15 protein-coding genes and 5 tRNA genes are annotated in these 17439 nt (G+C 71.3%); 9 read left to right on the forward strand and 11 right to left on the reverse strand.

All coding sequences use genetic code 11. From position 1 onward, the window contains the following. The first annotated feature begins 85 nt into the window (after window positions 1-85). The gene (gene ndgR / locus ACFY7E_RS29570; protein WP_189981172.1) at window positions 86-802 is read left to right on the forward strand and encodes an IclR family transcriptional regulator NdgR; all 717 of its coding nucleotides are present in this window, start codon (window positions 86-88) and stop codon (window positions 800-802) included. A gap of 138 nt (window positions 803-940) precedes the next feature. Here ndgR and ACFY7E_RS29575 read toward each other — a convergent pair. The 9 genes from ACFY7E_RS29575 to ACFY7E_RS29615 form a co-directional block, all read right to left on the reverse strand. Beyond that, window positions 941-1013 (reverse strand) — tRNA-Glu (locus ACFY7E_RS29575). A 41-nt stretch (window positions 1014-1054) separates the two neighbouring features. After that, window positions 1055-1126, reverse strand: a tRNA-Gln gene (locus ACFY7E_RS29580). Between the two features lie 14 nt (window positions 1127-1140). Beyond that, window positions 1141-1213, reverse strand: a tRNA-Glu gene (locus ACFY7E_RS29585). Window positions 1214-1274: 61 nt separating this feature from the next. Then, window positions 1275-1347: transfer RNA gene (locus tag ACFY7E_RS29590), tRNA-Glu, on the reverse strand. A gap of 41 nt (window positions 1348-1388) precedes the next feature. Further along, a tRNA-Gln gene (locus ACFY7E_RS29595) sits at window positions 1389-1460 on the reverse strand. Window positions 1461-1552: 92 nt separating this feature from the next. Further along, window positions 1553-2275, reverse strand: a complete 723-nt coding sequence (locus ACFY7E_RS29600) for an HAD family hydrolase (protein WP_389490159.1) — start codon at window positions 2273-2275, stop codon at window positions 1553-1555. An 87-nt stretch (window positions 2276-2362) separates the two neighbouring features. Beyond that, a complete protein-coding gene (gene gltX, locus ACFY7E_RS29605; RefSeq protein ID WP_389490162.1) occupies window positions 2363-3877 on the reverse strand; it encodes a glutamate--tRNA ligase in 1515 nt (504 codons plus the stop codon). Next, complete coding sequence (locus ACFY7E_RS29610) at window positions 3870-4664, reverse strand: fumarylacetoacetate hydrolase family protein (protein WP_389490165.1); 795 nt, start codon at window positions 4662-4664, stop codon at window positions 3870-3872. Before ACFY7E_RS29610 ends, gltX begins: the two co-directional genes overlap by 8 nt. Window positions 4665-4793: 129 nt before the next feature. Further along, complete coding sequence (locus ACFY7E_RS29615) at window positions 4794-5072, reverse strand: hypothetical protein (protein ID WP_389490167.1); 279 nt, start codon at window positions 5070-5072, stop codon at window positions 4794-4796. 493 nt (window positions 5073-5565) lie between these two features. On the opposite strand from ACFY7E_RS29615, the gene ACFY7E_RS29620 reads away from it, so the two are divergent. The 8 genes from ACFY7E_RS29620 (at window position 5566) to ACFY7E_RS29655 (ending at window position 16146) form a co-directional block, all read left to right on the forward strand. Further along, entirely contained in the window at window positions 5566-9321 is a 3756-nt protein-coding gene (locus ACFY7E_RS29620) for a nitrate- and nitrite sensing domain-containing protein (protein WP_389490169.1), read from the forward strand. A 9-nt stretch (window positions 9322-9330) separates the two neighbouring features. Next, window positions 9331-9744, forward strand: a complete 414-nt coding sequence (locus ACFY7E_RS29625; RefSeq protein WP_015036421.1) for a roadblock/LC7 domain-containing protein — start codon at window positions 9331-9333, stop codon at window positions 9742-9744. Between the two features lie 164 nt (window positions 9745-9908). Then, the gene (locus ACFY7E_RS29630; RefSeq protein WP_017235980.1) at window positions 9909-10313 is read left to right on the forward strand and encodes a DUF742 domain-containing protein; all 405 of its coding nucleotides are present in this window, start codon (window positions 9909-9911) and stop codon (window positions 10311-10313) included. Next, the gene (locus ACFY7E_RS29635; RefSeq protein WP_161374012.1) at window positions 10294-10875 is read left to right on the forward strand and encodes an ATP/GTP-binding protein; all 582 of its coding nucleotides are present in this window, start codon (window positions 10294-10296) and stop codon (window positions 10873-10875) included. The genes ACFY7E_RS29630 and ACFY7E_RS29635 overlap by 20 nt, the downstream gene beginning before the upstream one ends. 342 nt (window positions 10876-11217) lie before the next feature. Continuing rightward, window positions 11218-14508 carry a nitrate- and nitrite sensing domain-containing protein gene (locus ACFY7E_RS29640; RefSeq protein ID WP_389490171.1) on the forward strand — a complete coding sequence of 1097 codons (3291 nt, stop codon included), beginning with the start codon at window positions 11218-11220 and terminating at the stop codon, window positions 14506-14508. Window positions 14509-14515: 7 nt separating this feature from the next. Then, complete coding sequence (locus ACFY7E_RS29645; RefSeq protein ID WP_056644956.1) at window positions 14516-14929, forward strand: roadblock/LC7 domain-containing protein; 414 nt, start codon at window positions 14516-14518, stop codon at window positions 14927-14929. Window positions 14930-15035: 106 nt separating this feature from the next. Next, complete coding sequence (locus ACFY7E_RS29650) at window positions 15036-15584, forward strand: DUF742 domain-containing protein (protein WP_389490173.1); 549 nt, start codon at window positions 15036-15038, stop codon at window positions 15582-15584. Beyond that, window positions 15565-16146 carry an ATP/GTP-binding protein gene (locus ACFY7E_RS29655; RefSeq protein ID WP_015036414.1) on the forward strand — a complete coding sequence of 194 codons (582 nt, stop codon included), beginning with the start codon at window positions 15565-15567 and terminating at the stop codon, window positions 16144-16146. The genes ACFY7E_RS29650 and ACFY7E_RS29655 overlap by 20 nt, the downstream gene beginning before the upstream one ends. 196 nt (window positions 16147-16342) lie before the next feature. Here ACFY7E_RS29655 and ACFY7E_RS29660 read toward each other — a convergent pair whose 3' ends face one another. Continuing rightward, a complete protein-coding gene (locus tag ACFY7E_RS29660; RefSeq protein ID WP_389490175.1) occupies window positions 16343-16552 on the reverse strand; it encodes an acyl-CoA carboxylase subunit epsilon in 210 nt (69 codons plus the stop codon). A 15-nt stretch (window positions 16553-16567) separates the two neighbouring features. Then, window positions 16568-17439: acyl-CoA carboxylase subunit beta (locus ACFY7E_RS29665; protein WP_389490177.1), on the reverse strand; the 872-nt coding region annotated here is incomplete at its 5' end.

Consider the following 17439-nt stretch of genomic DNA (forward strand, 5'->3'; position numbering starts at 1 on the left):
CCGTTGTGCGGCCGCCCCACCAGAGTGACAAGTTCCTCGGGAAATTGAACTTGCGTTTCACAGAGTGAGACGTGAATATCGTTGCATGGACAACTCTAGCGGCGTAGGCGTTCTCGACAAGGCAGCCCTTGTCCTGGGCGCCCTGGAGTCCGGTCCGGCCACCCTCGCAGGACTGGTCGCGGCGACGGGACTCGCACGACCCACGGCACACCGTCTCGCCGTGGCACTGGAACACCACCGGATGGTGGCGCGTGACATGCAGGGCCGGTTCATCCTCGGACCGCGCCTCGCGGAGCTCGCCGCCGCGGCCGGCGAGGACCGCCTCCTCGCGACCGCGGGCCCGGTGCTCACGCATCTGCGCGACGTCACCGGCGAGAGCGCGCAGCTCTACCGGCGCCAGGGCGACATGCGCATCTGCGTGGCGGCGGCCGAGCGGCTCTCGGGCCTCCGGGACACGGTCCCGGTCGGCTCGACGCTGACCATGAAGGCCGGCTCGTCGGCGCAGATCCTGATGGCCTGGGAGGAGCCCGAGCGGCTGCACCGCGGCCTCCAGGGCGCCCGCTTCACGGCGACGGCCCTGTCGGGCGTGCGGCGCCGCGGCTGGGCCCAGTCGATCGGCGAGCGGGAGCCGGGCGTCGCGTCCGTCTCGGCGCCCGTGCGCGGCCCCTCGAACCGCGTGGTGGCCGCCGTGTCGGTCTCGGGCCCCATCGAGCGCCTGACGCGCCACCCGGGCCGCATGCACGCCCAGGCGGTCATCGACGCCGCCGCCCGCCTCTCCGAGGCGCTCCGCCGCAACGGCTGACGTCTCCGCCCCTCCCGTTCGTCCCGGCCCACCGCTCCAACGCCGCAGCGGTGGGCCGGAGTTGCCTCCCGGCCCCTGTCCATGCGCCGCCGGACGACGAAGAAGCCCTCCCCCGAAGGGAAGGGCTTCTTCTGTGCGTACCCCCGACCGGATTCGAACCGGCGCTACCGCCTTGAGAGGGCGGCGTGCTAGGCCGCTACACAACGGGGGCCTTGTGGATCATCATCCACGGGTGCAGATGAGCTCTGCGAGCTGGCCTACCTGGACTCGAACCAAGAATGACGGTACCAGAAACCGTAGTGTTGCCAATTACACCATAGGCCATGGTGGTTAAACCGTACCCCCGACCGGATTCGAACCGGCGCTACCGCCTTGAGAGGGCGGCGTGCTAGGCCGCTACACAACGGGGGCCCTAGCGATCCTGCATCGGGTTCACCGGGAGCTACCCAGGTGATCCCGCGGGAAGGATCTGTACCCCCGACCGGATTCGAACCGGCGCTACCGCCTTGAGAGGGCGGCGTGCTAGGCCGCTACACAACGGGGGCCTTGTGGATCATCATCCACGGGTGCAGATGAGCTCTGCGAGCTGGCCTACCTGGACTCGAACCAAGACTAACTGAACCAGAATCAGTCGTGCTGCCAATTACACCATAGGCCACCGGGGCAACTTCCCCACCAGGGGGATTCTGCTCGGCTTGCGCTTTCCGGGCTCTTGCCTTTCGGCTTGCTCCCCTCGGCGCAGGAAGAACATTACCCGAAGGTGGACCGCGCTCCAAAACGGGTATCCCCGCGCAGCAGGTCGGGGAGGCCGCTCAGCTCCGTGATCCGGCGCAGCTCGGGCCGGCCGCCGGTGTCCGCGCGGTCCAGCCAGATGCCCAGGAGCCCCGCCTCCGCCGCGCCCCGGGCGTCGATGTCCGGCTGGTCCCCGACGTACGCCACCTGGTGCGGGGGCAGGCCGAGGGCGTCGCAGGCGGCGTGGAAGGCCTCCGGGGCGGGCTTGGCCACGCCCAGCTCGGCGGCGCACAGGACGGCCTCGAAGCGGTCCCGGATGCCCAGGATCCGGAGCTTGCGCTCCTGGTTGTGGATGCTGGAGTTCGACAGGACCGCGTGACGGTAGTCACGGGCGAGGAGGTCGAGCACGGGCACGGTGTCGGGGAAGAGCGCCCAGGCCGCCTCGTAGTGGACGACGTACCGGTCGAACCATGCGTCGGCCTCGGCGGTGGTGAGCTCCGGCCTGCCGAGGAAGTCGCGGACCCGGGCACGGCGCTGGTCCAGGAAGTCGCCGCCCTCCCGCTCGAAGCGGCGCCAGTGGAGGGTGGTGAGCTCCCGCCACCGGTCGAGGGCCGCCTCCACGGTGCCGAACCCCTCGAGGAGCCCCTCGGCCGCGAGGTGACCGCGCATGCCGGCCGTGTCGGCGGTGGCGTAGTCGAAGATCGTGTCGTCGATGTCCCACAGGACCGCCCGGATGGTCATGGGGCCACCGTACCGACGACGGGGGTGCGGCGGAGGGCGGCGACCGGATCCGGTCGCCGCCCTCCGTGCCCGTGCACCGGGCGGCGCCTACGCGGTGAGCTTCGCCAGGGCCGCGTCGACGCGGGCCAGGCTCTTCTCCTTGCCCAGGATCTCCAGGGACTCGAAGAGGGGCAGGCCGACCGTGCGGCCGGTGACGGCGACGCGGACCGGGGCCTGGGCCTTGCCGAGCTTGAGGCCGTGGGTCTCGCCGGCGGCCAGGACCGCGTTCTTGAGGGACTCGGGGTCGCTCCAGTCGGCGGCGTCGAGCTTCTCCCGGGCGGTGGCGAGCAGCGCGGCGGGCTCGCCCTTCATCGCCTTGTCCCACGAGGCCTGGTCGAAGACCGGCTCGTCCAGGAAGAGGAAGTCGACGTTGGCCGTGATCTCCGAGAGGACGGTCAGGCGGGTCTGGGCGTGCGGCGCGACGGCCTCCCAGGCGGCCCGGTCGAAGGCCTCGGGCGCCCAGGGGGCGTGCGGGGCGCGCAGCCAGGGCTCGCAGGCCTCGGCGAACGCCTTCACGTCCAGCCTGCGGATGTGGTCGGCGTTGATCGACTCGGCCTTCTTGAGGTCGAAGCGGGCCGGGTTGGCGTTGACGTCGGCGATGTCGAACCTCTCCACCATCTCGGGGATCGTGAAGAGGTCCTGGTCGGCGGAGAAGGACCAGCCGAGCAGGGAGAGGTAGTTCAGCAGGCCCTCAGGGAGGAAGCCGCGCTCCCGGTAGAGGTTGAGGGAGGCCTGCGGGTCGCGCTTGGAGAGCTTCTTGTTGCCCTCGCCCATCACGTACGGCAGGTGGCCGAAGGCGGGGATCTCCTTGGCGACGCCCAGCTCGATCAGCGCCTTGTAGAGCGCGATCTGGCGCGGGGTGGAGGAGAGCAGGTCCTCGCCGCGCAGGACGTGGGTGATCTCCATGAGGGCGTCGTCGACCGGGTTGACCAGGGTGTAGAGCGGGGCGCCGTTGGCCCGGAGGATGCCGTAGTCCGGCACGTTCTCCGGGGTGAAGGTGAGCTCGCCGCGGACCAGGTCGGTGAAGGTGATCGGCTCGTCGGGCATCCGGAAGCGGACGATCGGCGTGCGGCCCTCGGCCTCGTACGCGCCCTTCTCCTCGTCGGTGAGGTCGCGGCAGTGGCCGTCGTAGCCGGAGGGGCGGCCGGCGGCGCGGGCGGCCTCGCGGCGCTCGTCGAGCTCCTCGGTGCTGCAGTAGCAGGGGTACGCGTGACCGCCGGCGACCAGCTTGTCGGCGACGTCCTTGTAGATGTCCATCCGCTGCGACTGGCGGTACGGCGCGTGCGGGCCGCCGATCTCCGGGCCCTCGTCCCAGTCGAGGCCGAGCCAGCGCAGCGAGTCGAGCAGCTGCTCGTACGACTCCTCGGAGTCGCGCGCCGCGTCGGTGTCCTCGATGCGGAAGACCATGGTGCCCTGGTTGTGCCGGGCGAAGGCCCAGTTGAAGAGGGCGGTGCGGACCAGACCCACGTGCGGGTTGCCGGTCGGCGAGGGACAGAAACGGACGCGGGGGGGTACCCCCTGCTCGAGCGAAGTCGAGAGCTTGGGGGAGTTCGCGTTAGCCACGCTTGATCACCTTATTGGTGAGAGTGCCGATGCCTTCGATGGTGACGGCGACCTCGTCGCCGACGTTGAGGGGGCCGACCCCGGCCGGGGTGCCGGTGAGGATGACGTCGCCGGGGAGCAGGGTCATGGCCTCGGTGATGTGGACGACCAGGTCCTCGATGGAGCGGATCATGTCGCTCGTGCGCCCGAGCTGGCGCTGCTCGCCGTTGACCGTGGCCTGGACGGTGAGGTCGCCGGCCTGTTCGACGCTCAGGCCGGTCTCGACCCAGGGCCCCAGCGGGCAGGAGGTGTCGAAGCCCTTGGCGCGGGCCCACTGGTTCTCGCGCCGCTGGACGTCGCGGGCGGTGACGTCGTTGGCGCAGGTGTAGCCGAAGATCACGTCCCGGACGCGTTCGCGGGGGACCTCGCGGCACATGCGGCCGATCACCACGGCCAGTTCGGCCTCGTGGTGCAGCTCGTCGGAGAAGGAGGGGTACTCGATGGCGTCGCCGGGGCCGGTCACCGAGGTGGTGGGCTTGAAGAAGGCGACGGGGGCGTCGGGGACCTCGTTGCCGAGTTCGGCGGCGTGCTCGGCGTAGTTGCGGCCGATGGCCACGACCTTGTTGGGGAGCACGGGCGGCAGGAGCCGTACCTTGCTCAGCGGGACCTTGGTGCCGCTGAGTTCGAAGTCGGTGTACGGGATGCCCTTGATGATGTCGAGGACGAGGCCGCCGGACTCGACGGTTCCCTCGCCCTCGACGGCGCCGAAGGCCACATTGCCGTCGATGGAGAATCTGGCGATGCGCACGAGTGCTGTCGCCCCTCACTTGGTACTGGCTGGAGTCTGACGCTCCAGGCTAACGCGGCGGGGGGCCGCCGGACGGCGATGTGCGGGCGCGCGGGCCGGTGGGGGCGGGCCCGGGGGCGGGGAGGTCCGTCAGCGCGCGACCGTGGCGTACGGGGCGGGCTCGTACGGGGCCGGGGGCTGCATGAGGACGGTGCGGCGCGGGTTGGCCGTCCGGCCCGGCAGCTCGGCCGCGTACTCCGGCCGGGCGCCCCGGCCGAGCTGTGCGGCGTCCGCGAGGTGGACGAGGGTGGAGCGGCGGGGGTTGGCCGTGGTGCGGAGCGTCGTCTTCTTCATCGCGGTGATCAGACCTTGTTCCGGGACGGGCGCCCGGGCGGGCGCGTAAGGGGCGTAAAGCGTCAGGCTAAACATGGCGTTCCCTTCGAATGCATGACCAAGACACCCATCGGCATGTGAGTTTGCTCACCCGTGACGGTATATTCCAGGCATTGCGGACAGTCATCGGTCGGCACGGAAAGGGACATTCCGCCACTGAATGTTCTATTCCGCTCCTGATCATGTCGACTGGGACACACGGGGACCCGGGGTCATTGGCACGGAAAAGTCCGAATCCTCCGTGATCATCTTCTACATCGGGTGACACGGCGCGCACGCTTCGTCATACCCTTTCCGGCGCGACACGCGGCCCTTGTTGGAGATCCGGCACTGTGCTGGAATTCCCGCACCGCCGCGGGTTTCAAGCCGGCGCGCAGGAGGCGCGACGCAGCACCGGCCGAGTGGCGGGACGAAGGGGGAGCTGCGCCGGTCACCGACGACCACCTGGGGTGCTCCACACCCCGATCGACACCGACACCGCCCTCTCCGTTCATCCGGAAGGGCGCCTGGTCCAGAGGTTGCGACGCTAGTGCAGGGACGTTTCAAGAGGGATGGCTCGGGGTCTCCCCAGGCCCGTCAGGGCCGAGCGGATGCTCCGGCGGAGCAGGAACCGCGTGCCGGGACCGACCGCGGTCCCTCGGTCCCGCACACCCCGAACCAGGGTCAGGGACCGGTCGGCGAGGGCGGTGACGGCGGCCGTCGCTCCGGCGCGGCCGCGCCGTCCGAGTCCTCCGCCGCCGCGCCCGGGGCCGCGAACGAGGTCGGCCCCCGAATAGCCCTTCGCAACTGGCGCATCTCCACGCGCCTGGTCGCGCTCCTCACCCTCCCCGTGGTCGCGGCGACCGCCCTGGGCGGCATCCGCATCAACGAGTCGCTCCAGGACATGGAGCAGCTCGACCACATGCAGCTGCTCACCAAGCTGACCCGTGAGGCGACGGACCTCGCCAAGGCCCTCCAGGCCGAGCGCGACCACTCCGCCGGCCCGCTGGCCAACGACCGCCCGGTCAGCGACTACCAGGTCGCCAACCCGCGCCGGAAGACGGACCTCGAACTCAAGGCCTTCCTCGCCGCCACCGAGGACATCCCCTCCTCCGAGGGCGACGAGGCGCTGCGCAGCATCCGGCAGAACGTCAGCCAGATCGCCTCGCAGGTCACCGAGCTCCACTCCATCCGGGGCAGCGCGTACAAGAAGGACGTCTCCAACTCGGTGACGGTCGAGGCCTACAGCCGCCTCATCCGCTCGCTCCTGAGCCTGTCCCAGGACATGGCGCAGGCGACCAGCAACCCCGACATGATCAAGCGGACCCGCGCGCTCGCCGCGTTCTCGTCCGCCAAGGAGTACGCCTCCATCCAGCAGGCGATCATCGCGGCGGCGCTGCCCCCGAGCGACCGGACCAAGGGCAGGATCGCCCAGGGCGACCGGCTGTACGGCGAGGCCGCGCGCAACAGTGAGAACGTCGAGCTCAAGTCCTTCCAGGCGATCTACAAGTCGATCGGCGGCGACGCCGACGAGCTGACCTCGTCCCTGAACCGGGGCAATCCCTCCATCTCGAACGCCGACAAGTACGCCGAGCGCGTGCTGAACTCGGACAACGCGATGCAGAGCGGTGCCCCCCGCGGTCACCTGAACTTCACCGACGAGTACGGCACCAAGATCGCCGCGATGAACGTCATCGAGGCCGGTCTGCTCGGCCAGATGGAGTCCATGGCCCGTGAGCTGCGGCAGGAGTCGCAGCGCGAGGCCATCATCAACGGTGCGCTGATCCTGGTCGTCCTCGGCGTCTCCCTCGTCGGCGCCTTCGTCGTGGCGCGGTCCATGATCCGCTCGCTGCGCCGGCTCCAGGACACCGCCACCAAGGTCGCCCAGGAACGCCTGCCCGAGCTCGTCAAGCAGCTCTCCGAGTCCGACCCGCAGGACGTCGACACCTCCGTCGAGTCCGTCGGCGTGCACTCCCGGGACGAGATCGGCCAGGTGGCCGCGGCCTTCGACGACGTGCACCGCGAGGCCGTCCGTCTCGCCGCCGAGCAGGCCCTCCTCCGGGGCAACGTCAACGCGATGTTCACCAACCTCTCGCGCCGCTCCCAGGGCCTCATCCAGCGCCAGCTCTCGCTCATCTCCGAGCTGGAGTCCCGCGAGGCCGACCCGGACCAGCTCTCCTCGCTGTTCAAGCTCGACCACCTCGCGACCCGCATGCGCCGGAACGGCGAGAACCTCCTCGTCCTCGCCGGCGAGGAGCCGGGCCGCCGCTGGACCCGCCCGGTCCCGCTGGTCGACGTCCTGCGCGCCGCCGCCTCCGAGGTGGAGCAGTACGAGCGCATCGAGCTGGCCGCGGTCCCGGCGACCGAGGTCGCCGGCCGGGTCGTCAACGACCTCGTGCACCTCCTCGCCGAGCTGCTCGAGAACGCCACCTCGTTCTCCTCCCCGCAGACCAAGGTCCGGGTCACCGGTCACGCGCTGCCCGACGGCCGGGTGCTCGTCGAGATCCACGACACCGGCATCGGCCTCTCCCCCGAGGACCTCGCGGCGATCAACGAGCGGCTCGCCTCGCCGCCCACCGTGGACGTCTCGGTCTCCCGCCGCATGGGCCTCTTCGTGGTCGGCCGCCTGTCCCTGCGACACGGCATCCGCATCCAGCTGCGCCCCTCCGACTCGGGCGGCACCACCGCGCTCGTCATGCTCCCGGTCGACGTCGCCCAGGGCGGCAAGAAGCCCATGCCCAAGCCGGGCGCGGGCGGCCAGGGCGCGATGCCTCCGGGTGCCTCCGCCCCGGGCGGCCGGCTGCCCGGCGCCCCCGGCGCGGCCGGTGGTCCCGGCGGACGTCCGGGCCAGGGCGGTGCGCCGTCCTCGGCGGCCGGGCGCCTCGGCGCCGGTGCCGGTGCCGCGCGCGGCCAGGTCGGTGCGGGCGGTCCCCGCGCCGCGCTGCCCGCCCGTGACGGCGCCCCGCTCGCCGGCGGCCCGCAGGGCGCGCCGCAGCAGCGCACCCCGCAGCCGCAGAACGCGCAGCTGGAGCAGACCGGCCGGCTGCCGCAGGTCCCGCAGGCGCCCCAGGCCCCCGAGGCCCCGCGCCCGGGCGGCGGCGGCCTCATCGGCGGCGCCGCGAGCGCCATCCCCTCCCGTACGGACGTGTGGGGCAACCAGGGCGCCCCGCAGGCCGGACCCGGCCCGCAGCAGCAGGCGCCGCAGGGCGGGTACGACTTCCCGCGCGCCGAGCTGCCGGGCGGCAACGCCCAGCAGCAGCGCCCGCAGGCCGCGAGCTGGGGCGCCGAGCAGGCCCAGCAGCAGCCGGTGCGGCGCCCGCAGCAGGAGATGTCCCCGCTGGACGCCCCGCGCGGCCACGAGGACCCGGAGGGCACGGGCCGGTTCGCGGCTCCGCAGGCTCCCCAGGGTCCCGGCTCCACCGGCCAGTTCCCGCACCCCGACTTCGGCGCCCCGCAGCAGCCGCAGGCCCCCCAGGGGTACCAGGGCGGCGCGCAGGACCCGGCGTCCACGGCGCAGTTCCCGCGTCCGGACTTCGGTGCCCCGCAGGGTCCCGGCTCCACCGGTCAGTTCGCCCGCCCCGACTTCGGCGCGCAGCAGGCCCCGCAGCAGCCCCAGGCCCCGCAGGGTTACCAGGGCGGACAGCAGCAGCAGTTCGGCCGGCAGCCCTTCGTGCCTCAGGCGCAGCAGCAGCCGCAGGCTCCGGCGCCTCGCCAGGGGGCCGGCGGGAACGACTTCGGCGCCCCGCGCCCGGCCGAGCCGGTCCGGCAGCAGCCGCAGCAGCAGTCCCAGCAGCCGCAGCTCCAGCAGCCGCGCCGTCCGGAGGCGCTGCCGCCGGCGAGCGGCGCGGGCGGCGGTGGCACGCCGCTGTACGACAACCTGGAGACCAACTGGTTCCACCAGGACCAGGCGGGCCAGCAGCCCCAGGACCCGGCGCAGACGGCACAGACCCCGGTCGTGCCGCGGTCGTCCGCCCCGGCGCCCCGCCACGGCGGCGACCAGAACGGCGGGGCCGCCTGGCGGTCCTCGCCCAACGACGAGCTGGTGCGCCAGGCCGAGCGGGTCCGCAAGCCCGCGGCCGGCGGCGTGACCACCTCCGGCCTCCCCCGGCGCGTGCCGAAGGCCAACCTCGTACCCGGGACCGCGCAGGAGCAGGCCCACACGGCCGGCCCCCAGGTCTCGCGTGCACCCGACGACGTCCGCGGCCGGCTCACCAACCTGCGCCGCGGCATTCAGCAGGGCCGTCAGGCCGGTAACTCGACCACGGGTACTCACCACCTCGGTCCGAACCATCAGCAGGAGCGTTAGTTGAACGCGATGAGCCAGGCGGCGCAGAATCTGAACTGGTTGATCACCAACTTCGTGGACAACACCCCCGGGGTGTCCCACACGGTGGTGGTCTCCGCCGACGGACTCCTGCTGGCGATGTCCGAAGGATTCCCCCGTGACCGCGCTGACCAGCTGGCGGCGGTCGCGTCCGGACTGACCTCGCTGACCGCGGGCGCGTCCCGGATCTTCGAGGGGGGCCCGGTCGCGCAGACCGTCGTGGAGATGGAGCGCGGCTTCCTCTTCCTCATGCAGGTCTCGGACGGCTCCTCGCTGGCCGTGCTCGCCCACCCCGAGTGCGACATCGGCCTCGTGGGCTACGAGATGGCGCTGCTGGTCGACCGGGCCGGCAGCGTGCTCACCCCGGACCTCCGCGCGGAGCTCCAGGGCAGCCTGCTCCACTAGCGGGACCCGTACCCCGGTCTCCCGGACCCCCCGTAACGAATGACCGACGGGGCGGTGCGCCCCTCCGTACCGCTCCGGACACCGTTCACCGTCCGGCCGCCCCACCCGGCCCCCCACCGGCCCCATCAGACGGCAGAAGTCTTGCTGTCACGCCCGGAGGATTCATGACCCCGCCCCCCGCCTCTCACGATCCGTACGGCGCCTCAGTCGACGAGTACGGGCACGAGGGCGACCAGCCGCTGGTGCGTCCGTACGCGATGACCGGCGGCCGGACCAGGCCGCGCTACCAACTCGCCATCGAGGCGCTGGTCAGCACCACGGCCGACCCGGCGCACCTCGCCACGCTGCTCCCCGAGCACCAGCGGATCTGCCACCTGTGCCGTGAGGTCAAGTCGGTGGCCGAGGTGTCGGCCCTCCTGTCGATGCCGCTCGGCGTCGCCCGGATCCTCGTCGCCGACCTGGCGGAGGCCGGCATGGTGGCGATCCACCAGCCGGGCAACGGAGAGACCGGCGGCACGCCGGACGTGACTCTGCTCGAAAGGGTGCTCAGTGGACTTCGCAAGCTCTAGCGGCGGTGCGGCCCGGTCGACCACCAGCGCGAAGATCGTGGTGGCGGGTGGCTTCGGCGTGGGCAAGACCACGTTCGTCGGCGCCGTCTCGGAGATCAATCCGCTGCGTACCGAGGCCGTGATGACGTCCGCGTCGGCGGGCATCGACGACCTCACCCACACGGGTGGCAAGACGACGACGACCGTGGCCATGGACTTCGGCCGCATCACGCTCGACCAGGACCTGATCCTGTACCTGTTCGGCACCCCCGGACAGGACCGCTTCTGGTTCATGTGGGACGACCTGGTGCGGGGTGCCATCGGCGCCGTCGTCCTCGTCGACACCCGCCGTCTCGCCGACTGCTTCCCGGCGGTCGACTACTTCGAGAACTCGGGCCTGCCCTTCGTCATCGCCCTCAACGGCTTCGACGGCAGCCAGCCCTACCAGCCGGAGGAGGTGCGCGAGGCCCTCCAGATCGGCCCCGACACCCCCATCATCACCACCGACGCCCGCCACCGCGCGGACGCCAAGAGCGCGCTCATCACCCTCGTCGAGCACGCCCTCATGGCGCGGCTCAAGTAGGGCGACGGGAGGGGCCGTTGCCCCTGGGACCCCCGCCGGGGGGCGGTCTGTGTCGTTCGACACGACCGCTCCCGTGTTCATAACGTTTCGACAGAGAATTGGGGCGCCTCGGACACCCGACGCATCCGATCGGTGTCACTGCGCTCACATGAGCCCCGCTTTTTGGCGGGGCTCGCTCTTTATGCCCGTTTTATGCGCGGTCCGGACCACGTAAAGGAGTCGCGGCCCACTGTTTGGAAGGGACCCCCTTCACGTGCTGCAATTCATGAACTCCCGAGTAGTACGGCCCTGAACGAAACACCGGCACAACGTAGGTGCCGACGCCGAGAGGTTGTTGGTCGAGTGAGGCGAAGCAAGGAAAGCTCCGCGGAGCAGGAGACGCGGGGCAACTTCACACCGCCGTCGCGCACGGCGGTGTCGCCCGCGGACGTGCCCGTCACGCCGCCGCCCACCGAGGCGGCCGAGGGAAGCTCCAGCAAGCTGTCTCCCCGCAACTGGCGGGTGCCCACCCGGCTGAACGCGATCCTCCTCATACCCGTGCTCGTCGGCCTCGTCATGGGCGGCTTCCAGGTCAAGGCCGCGATCGACACCTGGCAGGAGGCCCAGGACGCCGAGAAGACGGCGCTCATCGTGCGCGCCGCCTCGGAGTACAGCACCGCGCTGCTCAACGAGCGGGACCTCACCGCCGCCCCGCTGCTCGTCGCCAAGAGCGACGAGGACCGCAAGGCCGACGAGGTCACCCGCGCGTACGCCGCGACCGACGCCGCCCGTCTGAAGTTCGACGAGGCCGTCAAGAACCTGCCGTCGGGCCAGGGCCTGGAGCGCCGGCTGCGCCTGTTCAGGGACGAGGAGCCGAAGCTGCAGGCGCTCCGCAAGGACGCCTACGCCCGCTCCTACGACCCGGTGAACACCCAGCTCGGGTACACGTCCGTCCAGCACTACCTGACCGAGTTCTCCAACGAGCTCGGCCTGGGCACCGGCAACATCACCAGCTACGGCCGCAGCGTCTACGCGGTCCAGCTCTCCAAGGGCGCCGAGTCCCTCCAGCGGTCCATCGGCACCCAGCTCCTGGTCCGTCCCAGCAGCGACGAGGCCGTCTTCGCCCAGCAGTCCGTGGCGTTCAACTCGTACAACTACCTGGAGCAGATCGCCCTCGGCGAGTTCAGCTCCGGCGGCCTGCCCGAGGACGTCGAACTCCTCAAGAAGGTCATGGCCGGCAAGGCCGCCGAGGGCGCCAAGCAGCTGCAGGCCGCCGACGCCGAGCTGCCCAAGGGCAAGGACGGCTCCGTCTACTCCGGCGTGGCCGCCGCGATCGGCACGGCCAAGGGCCCCGAGGGCATCAAGGACCTGAAGGCCGAGGGCATCACCCCCGAGGCCTGGATGGCCGTCGCCACCGCCAAGTTCGAGGGCTACAGCGAGGTCGAGACGACCCTGGTCGACAGGGCCGTGACCGAGGCCGTCAAGATCTCCGACGACGCCAAGTCCGACGCCTGGCTCAACGGCGCCATCGTCGTGATCGCGCTGCTCGCCGCGTTCGTCCTGGCCGGGATGATGGCCCGCCAGATGAGCCGCTCGATGCGCACCCTGCGGACCGCCGCCTTCGGCATCGCCGAGCAGCGCCTGCCGATGCTGGTCGACCAGCTCTCCCGCACCGAGCCGGGCCGGGTCGACACCCGCGTCCAGCCGATCCCGATCGACTCCCGGGACGAGATCGGCGAGGTCGCCCGCGCGTTCGACCAGGTCCACCGCGAGGCCGTCCGGCTCGCCGCCGAGCAGGCCATGCTCCGGGGCAACGTCAACGCGATCTTCACCAACCTCTCGCGCCGCAACCAGTCGCTGATCGAGGGCCAGCTGACCCTCATCACCGACCTGGAGAACAACGAGGCCGACCCGGACCAGCTGGAGAACCTCTTCAAGCTGGACCACCTGGCGACCCGCATGCGCCGCAACGGCGAGAACCTCCTCGTCCTCGCCGGCGAGGAGCCCGGCCGCCGCTGGGACCAGCCGGTCCCGCTGGTCGACGTCATGCGCGCCGCCTCCTCCGAGGTGGAGCAGTACGAGCGCATCGAGCTGGCGGGCGTCCCGGAGGCCGAGATCCACGGCCAGGCCGTGACCGACCTCGTGCACCTGCTCGCCGAGCTCCTGGAGAACGCCACCACGTTCTCCTCCCCGCAGACCAAGGTCCGCGTCACCGCGACCCGTCTCCCCGACGGCCGCGTGATGGTCGAGATCCACGACAAGGGCATCGGCCTCACCGCCGAGGACTTCGCGGACATCAACCACAAGCTGGCCAACCCGCCGACCGTGGACGCCGCCGTCTCGCAGCGGATGGGCCTCTTCGTGGTCGGCCGGCTCGCCGACCGGCACGGCATCCGGGTCCAGCTCCGCCCCTCGGGCGAGCAGGCCGGGACGACCTCGCTCGTCATGCTGCCGGACGCGATCACCCACGGTGGCGGTGGCGAGCAGCCGATCCAGGACGACTTCACCGTCTCTCAGATCATCCCGGAGCAGCAGCAGCCGGCGCAGAACGCCTTCGAGGCCGCTCCCGCGCAGCCGATGCTGACCGCGGCCGACCTCGGCTTCGACGACTCGCGCTACGAGCAGCAGCCGGACGGGGAGCAGCAGAGCCTCGACCCGGTCGACCGCTCGCTGCGGCGCAAGGGCCGGCGCGCCGCCCTGGGCGACCGGGCGCAGAACGGCGACCAGCCGCTCTTCCGCGACGAGGTGGAGCAGCAGGAGGAGTACGGCCGGCCCGGGGAGTACGGGCAGGAGCAGGCCGTCCAGGGCCAGGAGTACGCCCAGGAGCAGCCGCAGGGCCAGGGGTACGGCCAGGAGTACGCTCCCGCGCAGGAGTACGGCCAGGAGCAGGGTTACGGCCAGGAGTACGCGGCCGGTTACCCGCAGCAGGACGGTTACGGCGGCGACGCCTCCCGGGCCGGGGGCTACGGGGGAGCGCAGCAGGGCTACGAGGCGTACCCTCAGCAGGGCTATGCGGAAGCCTCGTACGGAACTCCGGAAACCGAACACCAGCAGTACGAGCAGGCGTTCGAACCCCAGTCCCACCAGGCTGAGTGGCCGGATCAGAACGCCTACCAGGGTGGTTACGCGCAGGAGTACCGGGCGGAACCGGAATCTGCCCGGCCCGCTCCCGAACAGGCCGCCGACCGCGTAGGCTTCGACCGTCCGGGTCCGACTCCGAATCCCGCCCCGGACGCCGGCCCCGCGCTGACCGACGCCGGACTGCCGCGCCGCGGCAGCGTCGCCCCGCCGACGCAGCGGACGCCGCAGCCGGCCAAGTCCGCGCAGCCGGAACAGCAGCAGACCGAGGCCGGCGGTCCCGACGATTGGCGCTCGACCAACGACGAGCGCTGGCAGCGGGCCGGAAAGCTCAAGGACCCGAAGGCGGGCGGGGTCACCTCGTCCGGTCTCCCCCGACGCGTCCCGAAGGCCAACCTGGTCGAGGGCACGGCTGAGCAGACCCCGCAGGGCGGCCCCCAGGTCTCCCGCGCACCCGAGGACGTACGGGGCAGGTTGAGCAACCTGCGCCGGGGCGTCCAGCAGGGACGCAACGCGGGAACGGACACGAACGGATCGGGCCTCGGCCCGGGCAGTACCTACAACCAGGAGCGTTAGTGTGAGCATGAGCCAGGCGGCGCAGAATCTGAACTGGTTGATCACCAACTTCGTGGACAACACCCCCGGGGTGTCCCACACGGTGGTGGTCTCCGCCGACGGACTCCTGCTGGCGATGTCCGAAGGATTCCCCCGCGACCGCGCCGACCAGCTGGCGGCCGTCGCGTCCGGACTGACCTCGCTGACCGCGGGCGCGTCCCGGATCTTCGAGGGCGGTGCGGTCAACCAGACCGTGGTCGAGATGGAGCGGGGCTTCCTCTTCATCATGTCGGTGTCGGACGGCTCCTCGCTGGCCGTACTCGCCCATCCCGAGGCGGACATCGGCCTCGTGGGCTACGAGATGGCCCTGCTCGTGGACCGCGCGGGCACCGTCCTGACCCCCGATCTCCGGGCGGAACTGCAGGGCAGCCTTCTCAACTGACCGTTCTCAATCAACAGACAGATCGTGCGTTTCGCGCCACCGCCCCGTAAGGTGCGGTGGCGCGGCTCCAAGGGACATGGACCGCGAGGCAGTCGGAGGAGGAAACGTGGGAACACCCCCGGGCGGGAGCCCTTACAACGGTTATGACGCGCATCGGGCGCCGCTGGGCGACGCCGCGCAGAACCGGTTCAACTTTCCCTCCGCACCGAGCGGGCAGGGCGTGTCGCAGCCCTACCGGCAGCCGTACGCCCCGTCGGCACCCGCCGGCCCGTCCGCCTCGCGCGGCCCGTCCGCCCAGGGCGGTTCGGGCGGGCACAACCCGCTGGTGCGTCCGTACGCGATGACCGGCGGCCGGACCAGGCCGCGTTACCAGCTCGCCATCGAGGCGTTGGTCAGCACGACGGCCGATCCGTCCCGGCTGCAGGGGCAGTTGCCCGAGCACCAGCGGATCTGCCGGCTCTGCTTCGAGATCAAGTCGGTCGCCGAGATCTCGGCACTTCTCTCCATCCCCCTCGGCGTCGCCCGAATCCTCGTCGCCGACCTGGCCGAGGCCGGACTCGTCGCCATCCACCAGCCCGGCGGCGACGAGGCCGCCGGCGGTCAGCCAGACGTGACACTGCTCGAAAGGGTGCTCAGTGGACTTCGCAAGCTCTAGCGGCGGCGCGGCCCGTTCAACCACCAGCGCGAAGATCGTGGTGGCGGGTGGCTTCGGCGTGGGCAAGACCACGTTCGTCGGCGCCGTCTCGGAGATCAATCCGCTGCGTACCGAGGCCGTCATGACGTCCGCCTCCGCGGGCATCGACGACCTCACCCACACCGGCGACAAGACGACGACGACCGTCGCCATGGACTTCGGCCGCATCACGCTCGACCAGGACCTGATCCTGTACCTGTTCGGCACCCCCGGACAGGACCGCTTCTGGTTCATGTGGGACGACCTCGTCCGCGGCGCCATCGGCGCCGTCGTCCTCGTCGACACCCGCCGTCTCGCCGACTGCTTCCCGGCGGTCGACTACTTCGAGAACTCGGGCCTGCCCTTCGTCATCGCCCTCAACGGCTTCGACGGCAACCAGCCCTACCAGCCCGAGGAAGTCCGCGAGGCCCTCCAGATCGGCCCCGACACCCCCATCATCACCACCGACGCCCGCCACCGCGCGGACGCCAAGAGCGCGCTCATCACCCTCGTCGAGCACGCCCTCATGGCGCGACTGCGGTAGCTGTCCCCCGGCGTTCCGTCCGTACCCGTTCGTCCCGAAGGCCGCGCTCCCCGGAAGGGGGACGCGGCCTTCGGCGTGCGTTCTTCGGCGTGTCTTCTGCGGTGTGCGTTCTTCGGTGTGCGGGCAGCGCGAAGGGCCGGACCCCGGTCTCACCGGGTTCCGGCCCTTCGCCGTGCTTCTCCTTGCTCCGTGCCGGCTAGCGCCAGCTGTGCGGGGCGCGGAAGCCGTGCTCGCGCTCCAGGCGCCGCCAGCCGGCCGCGGTACGGCCGCGGTGGGCTCCGGCGGTGTCGGCGGCGGGCTGGGCGGCCGCGCGGGCGAGGAGGACCGCGGTGATGGCGGCGAGCTCCTCGGGGTCGGCGTGGCCCTTCTCGACGCGGAGAAGGTTGGCTGTGGCGGGCGTGGTCACTTCGGTGGGCTCCTCTTACTGCGGCGGGTTGCCGTGCTTGCGGGAGGGCAGGTCGGCGTGCTTGGTGCGGAGCATGGCCAGGGAGCGGATGAGGACCTGGCGGGTGTCGGCGGGGTCGATGACGTCGTCGACCAGACCGCGCTCCGCGGCGTAGTAGGGGTGCATCAGCTCGGCCTTGTACTCCTTGACCATGCGGGTGCGCATGGCCTCGGAGTCCTCGGCCTCCGCGATCTGCTTGCGGAAGATCACGTTGGCGGCGCCCTCGGCGCCCATGACCGCGATCTCGTTGGTGGGCCAGGCGTACGTCAGGTCGGCGCCGATGGACTGGGAGTCCATCACGATGTACGCGCCGCCGTACGCCTTGCGCAGGATCAGGCTGATCCGGGGCACGGTCGCGTTGCAGTAGGCGTAGAGCAGCTTGGCGCCGTGCCGGATGATCCCACCGTGCTCCTGGTCCACCCCGGGAAGGAAGCCGGGGACGTCCAGAAGGGTGATGATCGGGATGTTGAAGGCGTCGCACATCTGCACGAACCGGGCGGCCTTCTCGCTCGCCTCGATGTCCAGGACGCCGGCCAGGGTCTGGGGCTGGTTGGCGACGATGCCGACGACCTGGCCGTCCAGACGGGCCAGGGCGCAGACGATGTTGCGGGCCCAGCGCTCGTGGATCTCCAGGTAGTCGCCGTCGTCGACGAGCTCCTCGATGACCTTGTGCATGTCGTACGGGCGGTTGCCGTCGGCCGGGACCAGGTCGAGCAGGACGTCGGAGCGGCGGTCGGCCGGGTCCTCGGAGGGGACGGCCGGGGGGTTCTCGCGGTTGTTCTGCGGGAGCATCGACAGGAGGTAGCGGACCTCGGCGATGCAGGTCTCCTCGTCGTCGTACGCGAAGT

The organism is Streptomyces sp. NPDC012825 (assembly GCF_042900925.1).
GTDB lineage: Bacteria > Actinomycetota > Actinomycetes > Streptomycetales > Streptomycetaceae > Streptomyces.

What these genes read in the sequence shown, in the direction of transcription:
- ndgR (WP_189981172.1), top strand. Translation starts at nt 86, where the DNA reads ATGGACAACTCTAGCGGCGTAGGCGTTCTCGACAAGGCAGCCCTTGTC.
- ACFY7E_RS29600 (WP_389490159.1), bottom strand. Translation starts at nt 2,275, where the DNA reads ATGACCATCCGGGCGGTCCTGTGGGACATCGACGACACGATCTTCGAC.
- ACFY7E_RS29615 (WP_389490167.1), bottom strand. Translation starts at nt 5,072, where the DNA reads ATGTTTAGCCTGACGCTTTACGCCCCTTACGCGCCCGCCCGGGCGCCC.
- ACFY7E_RS29625 (WP_015036421.1), top strand. Translation starts at nt 9,331, where the DNA reads ATGAGCCAGGCGGCGCAGAATCTGAACTGGTTGATCACCAACTTCGTG.
- ACFY7E_RS29630 (WP_017235980.1), top strand. Translation starts at nt 9,909, where the DNA reads ATGACCCCGCCCCCCGCCTCTCACGATCCGTACGGCGCCTCAGTCGAC.
- ACFY7E_RS29645 (WP_056644956.1), top strand. Translation starts at nt 14,516, where the DNA reads ATGAGCCAGGCGGCGCAGAATCTGAACTGGTTGATCACCAACTTCGTG.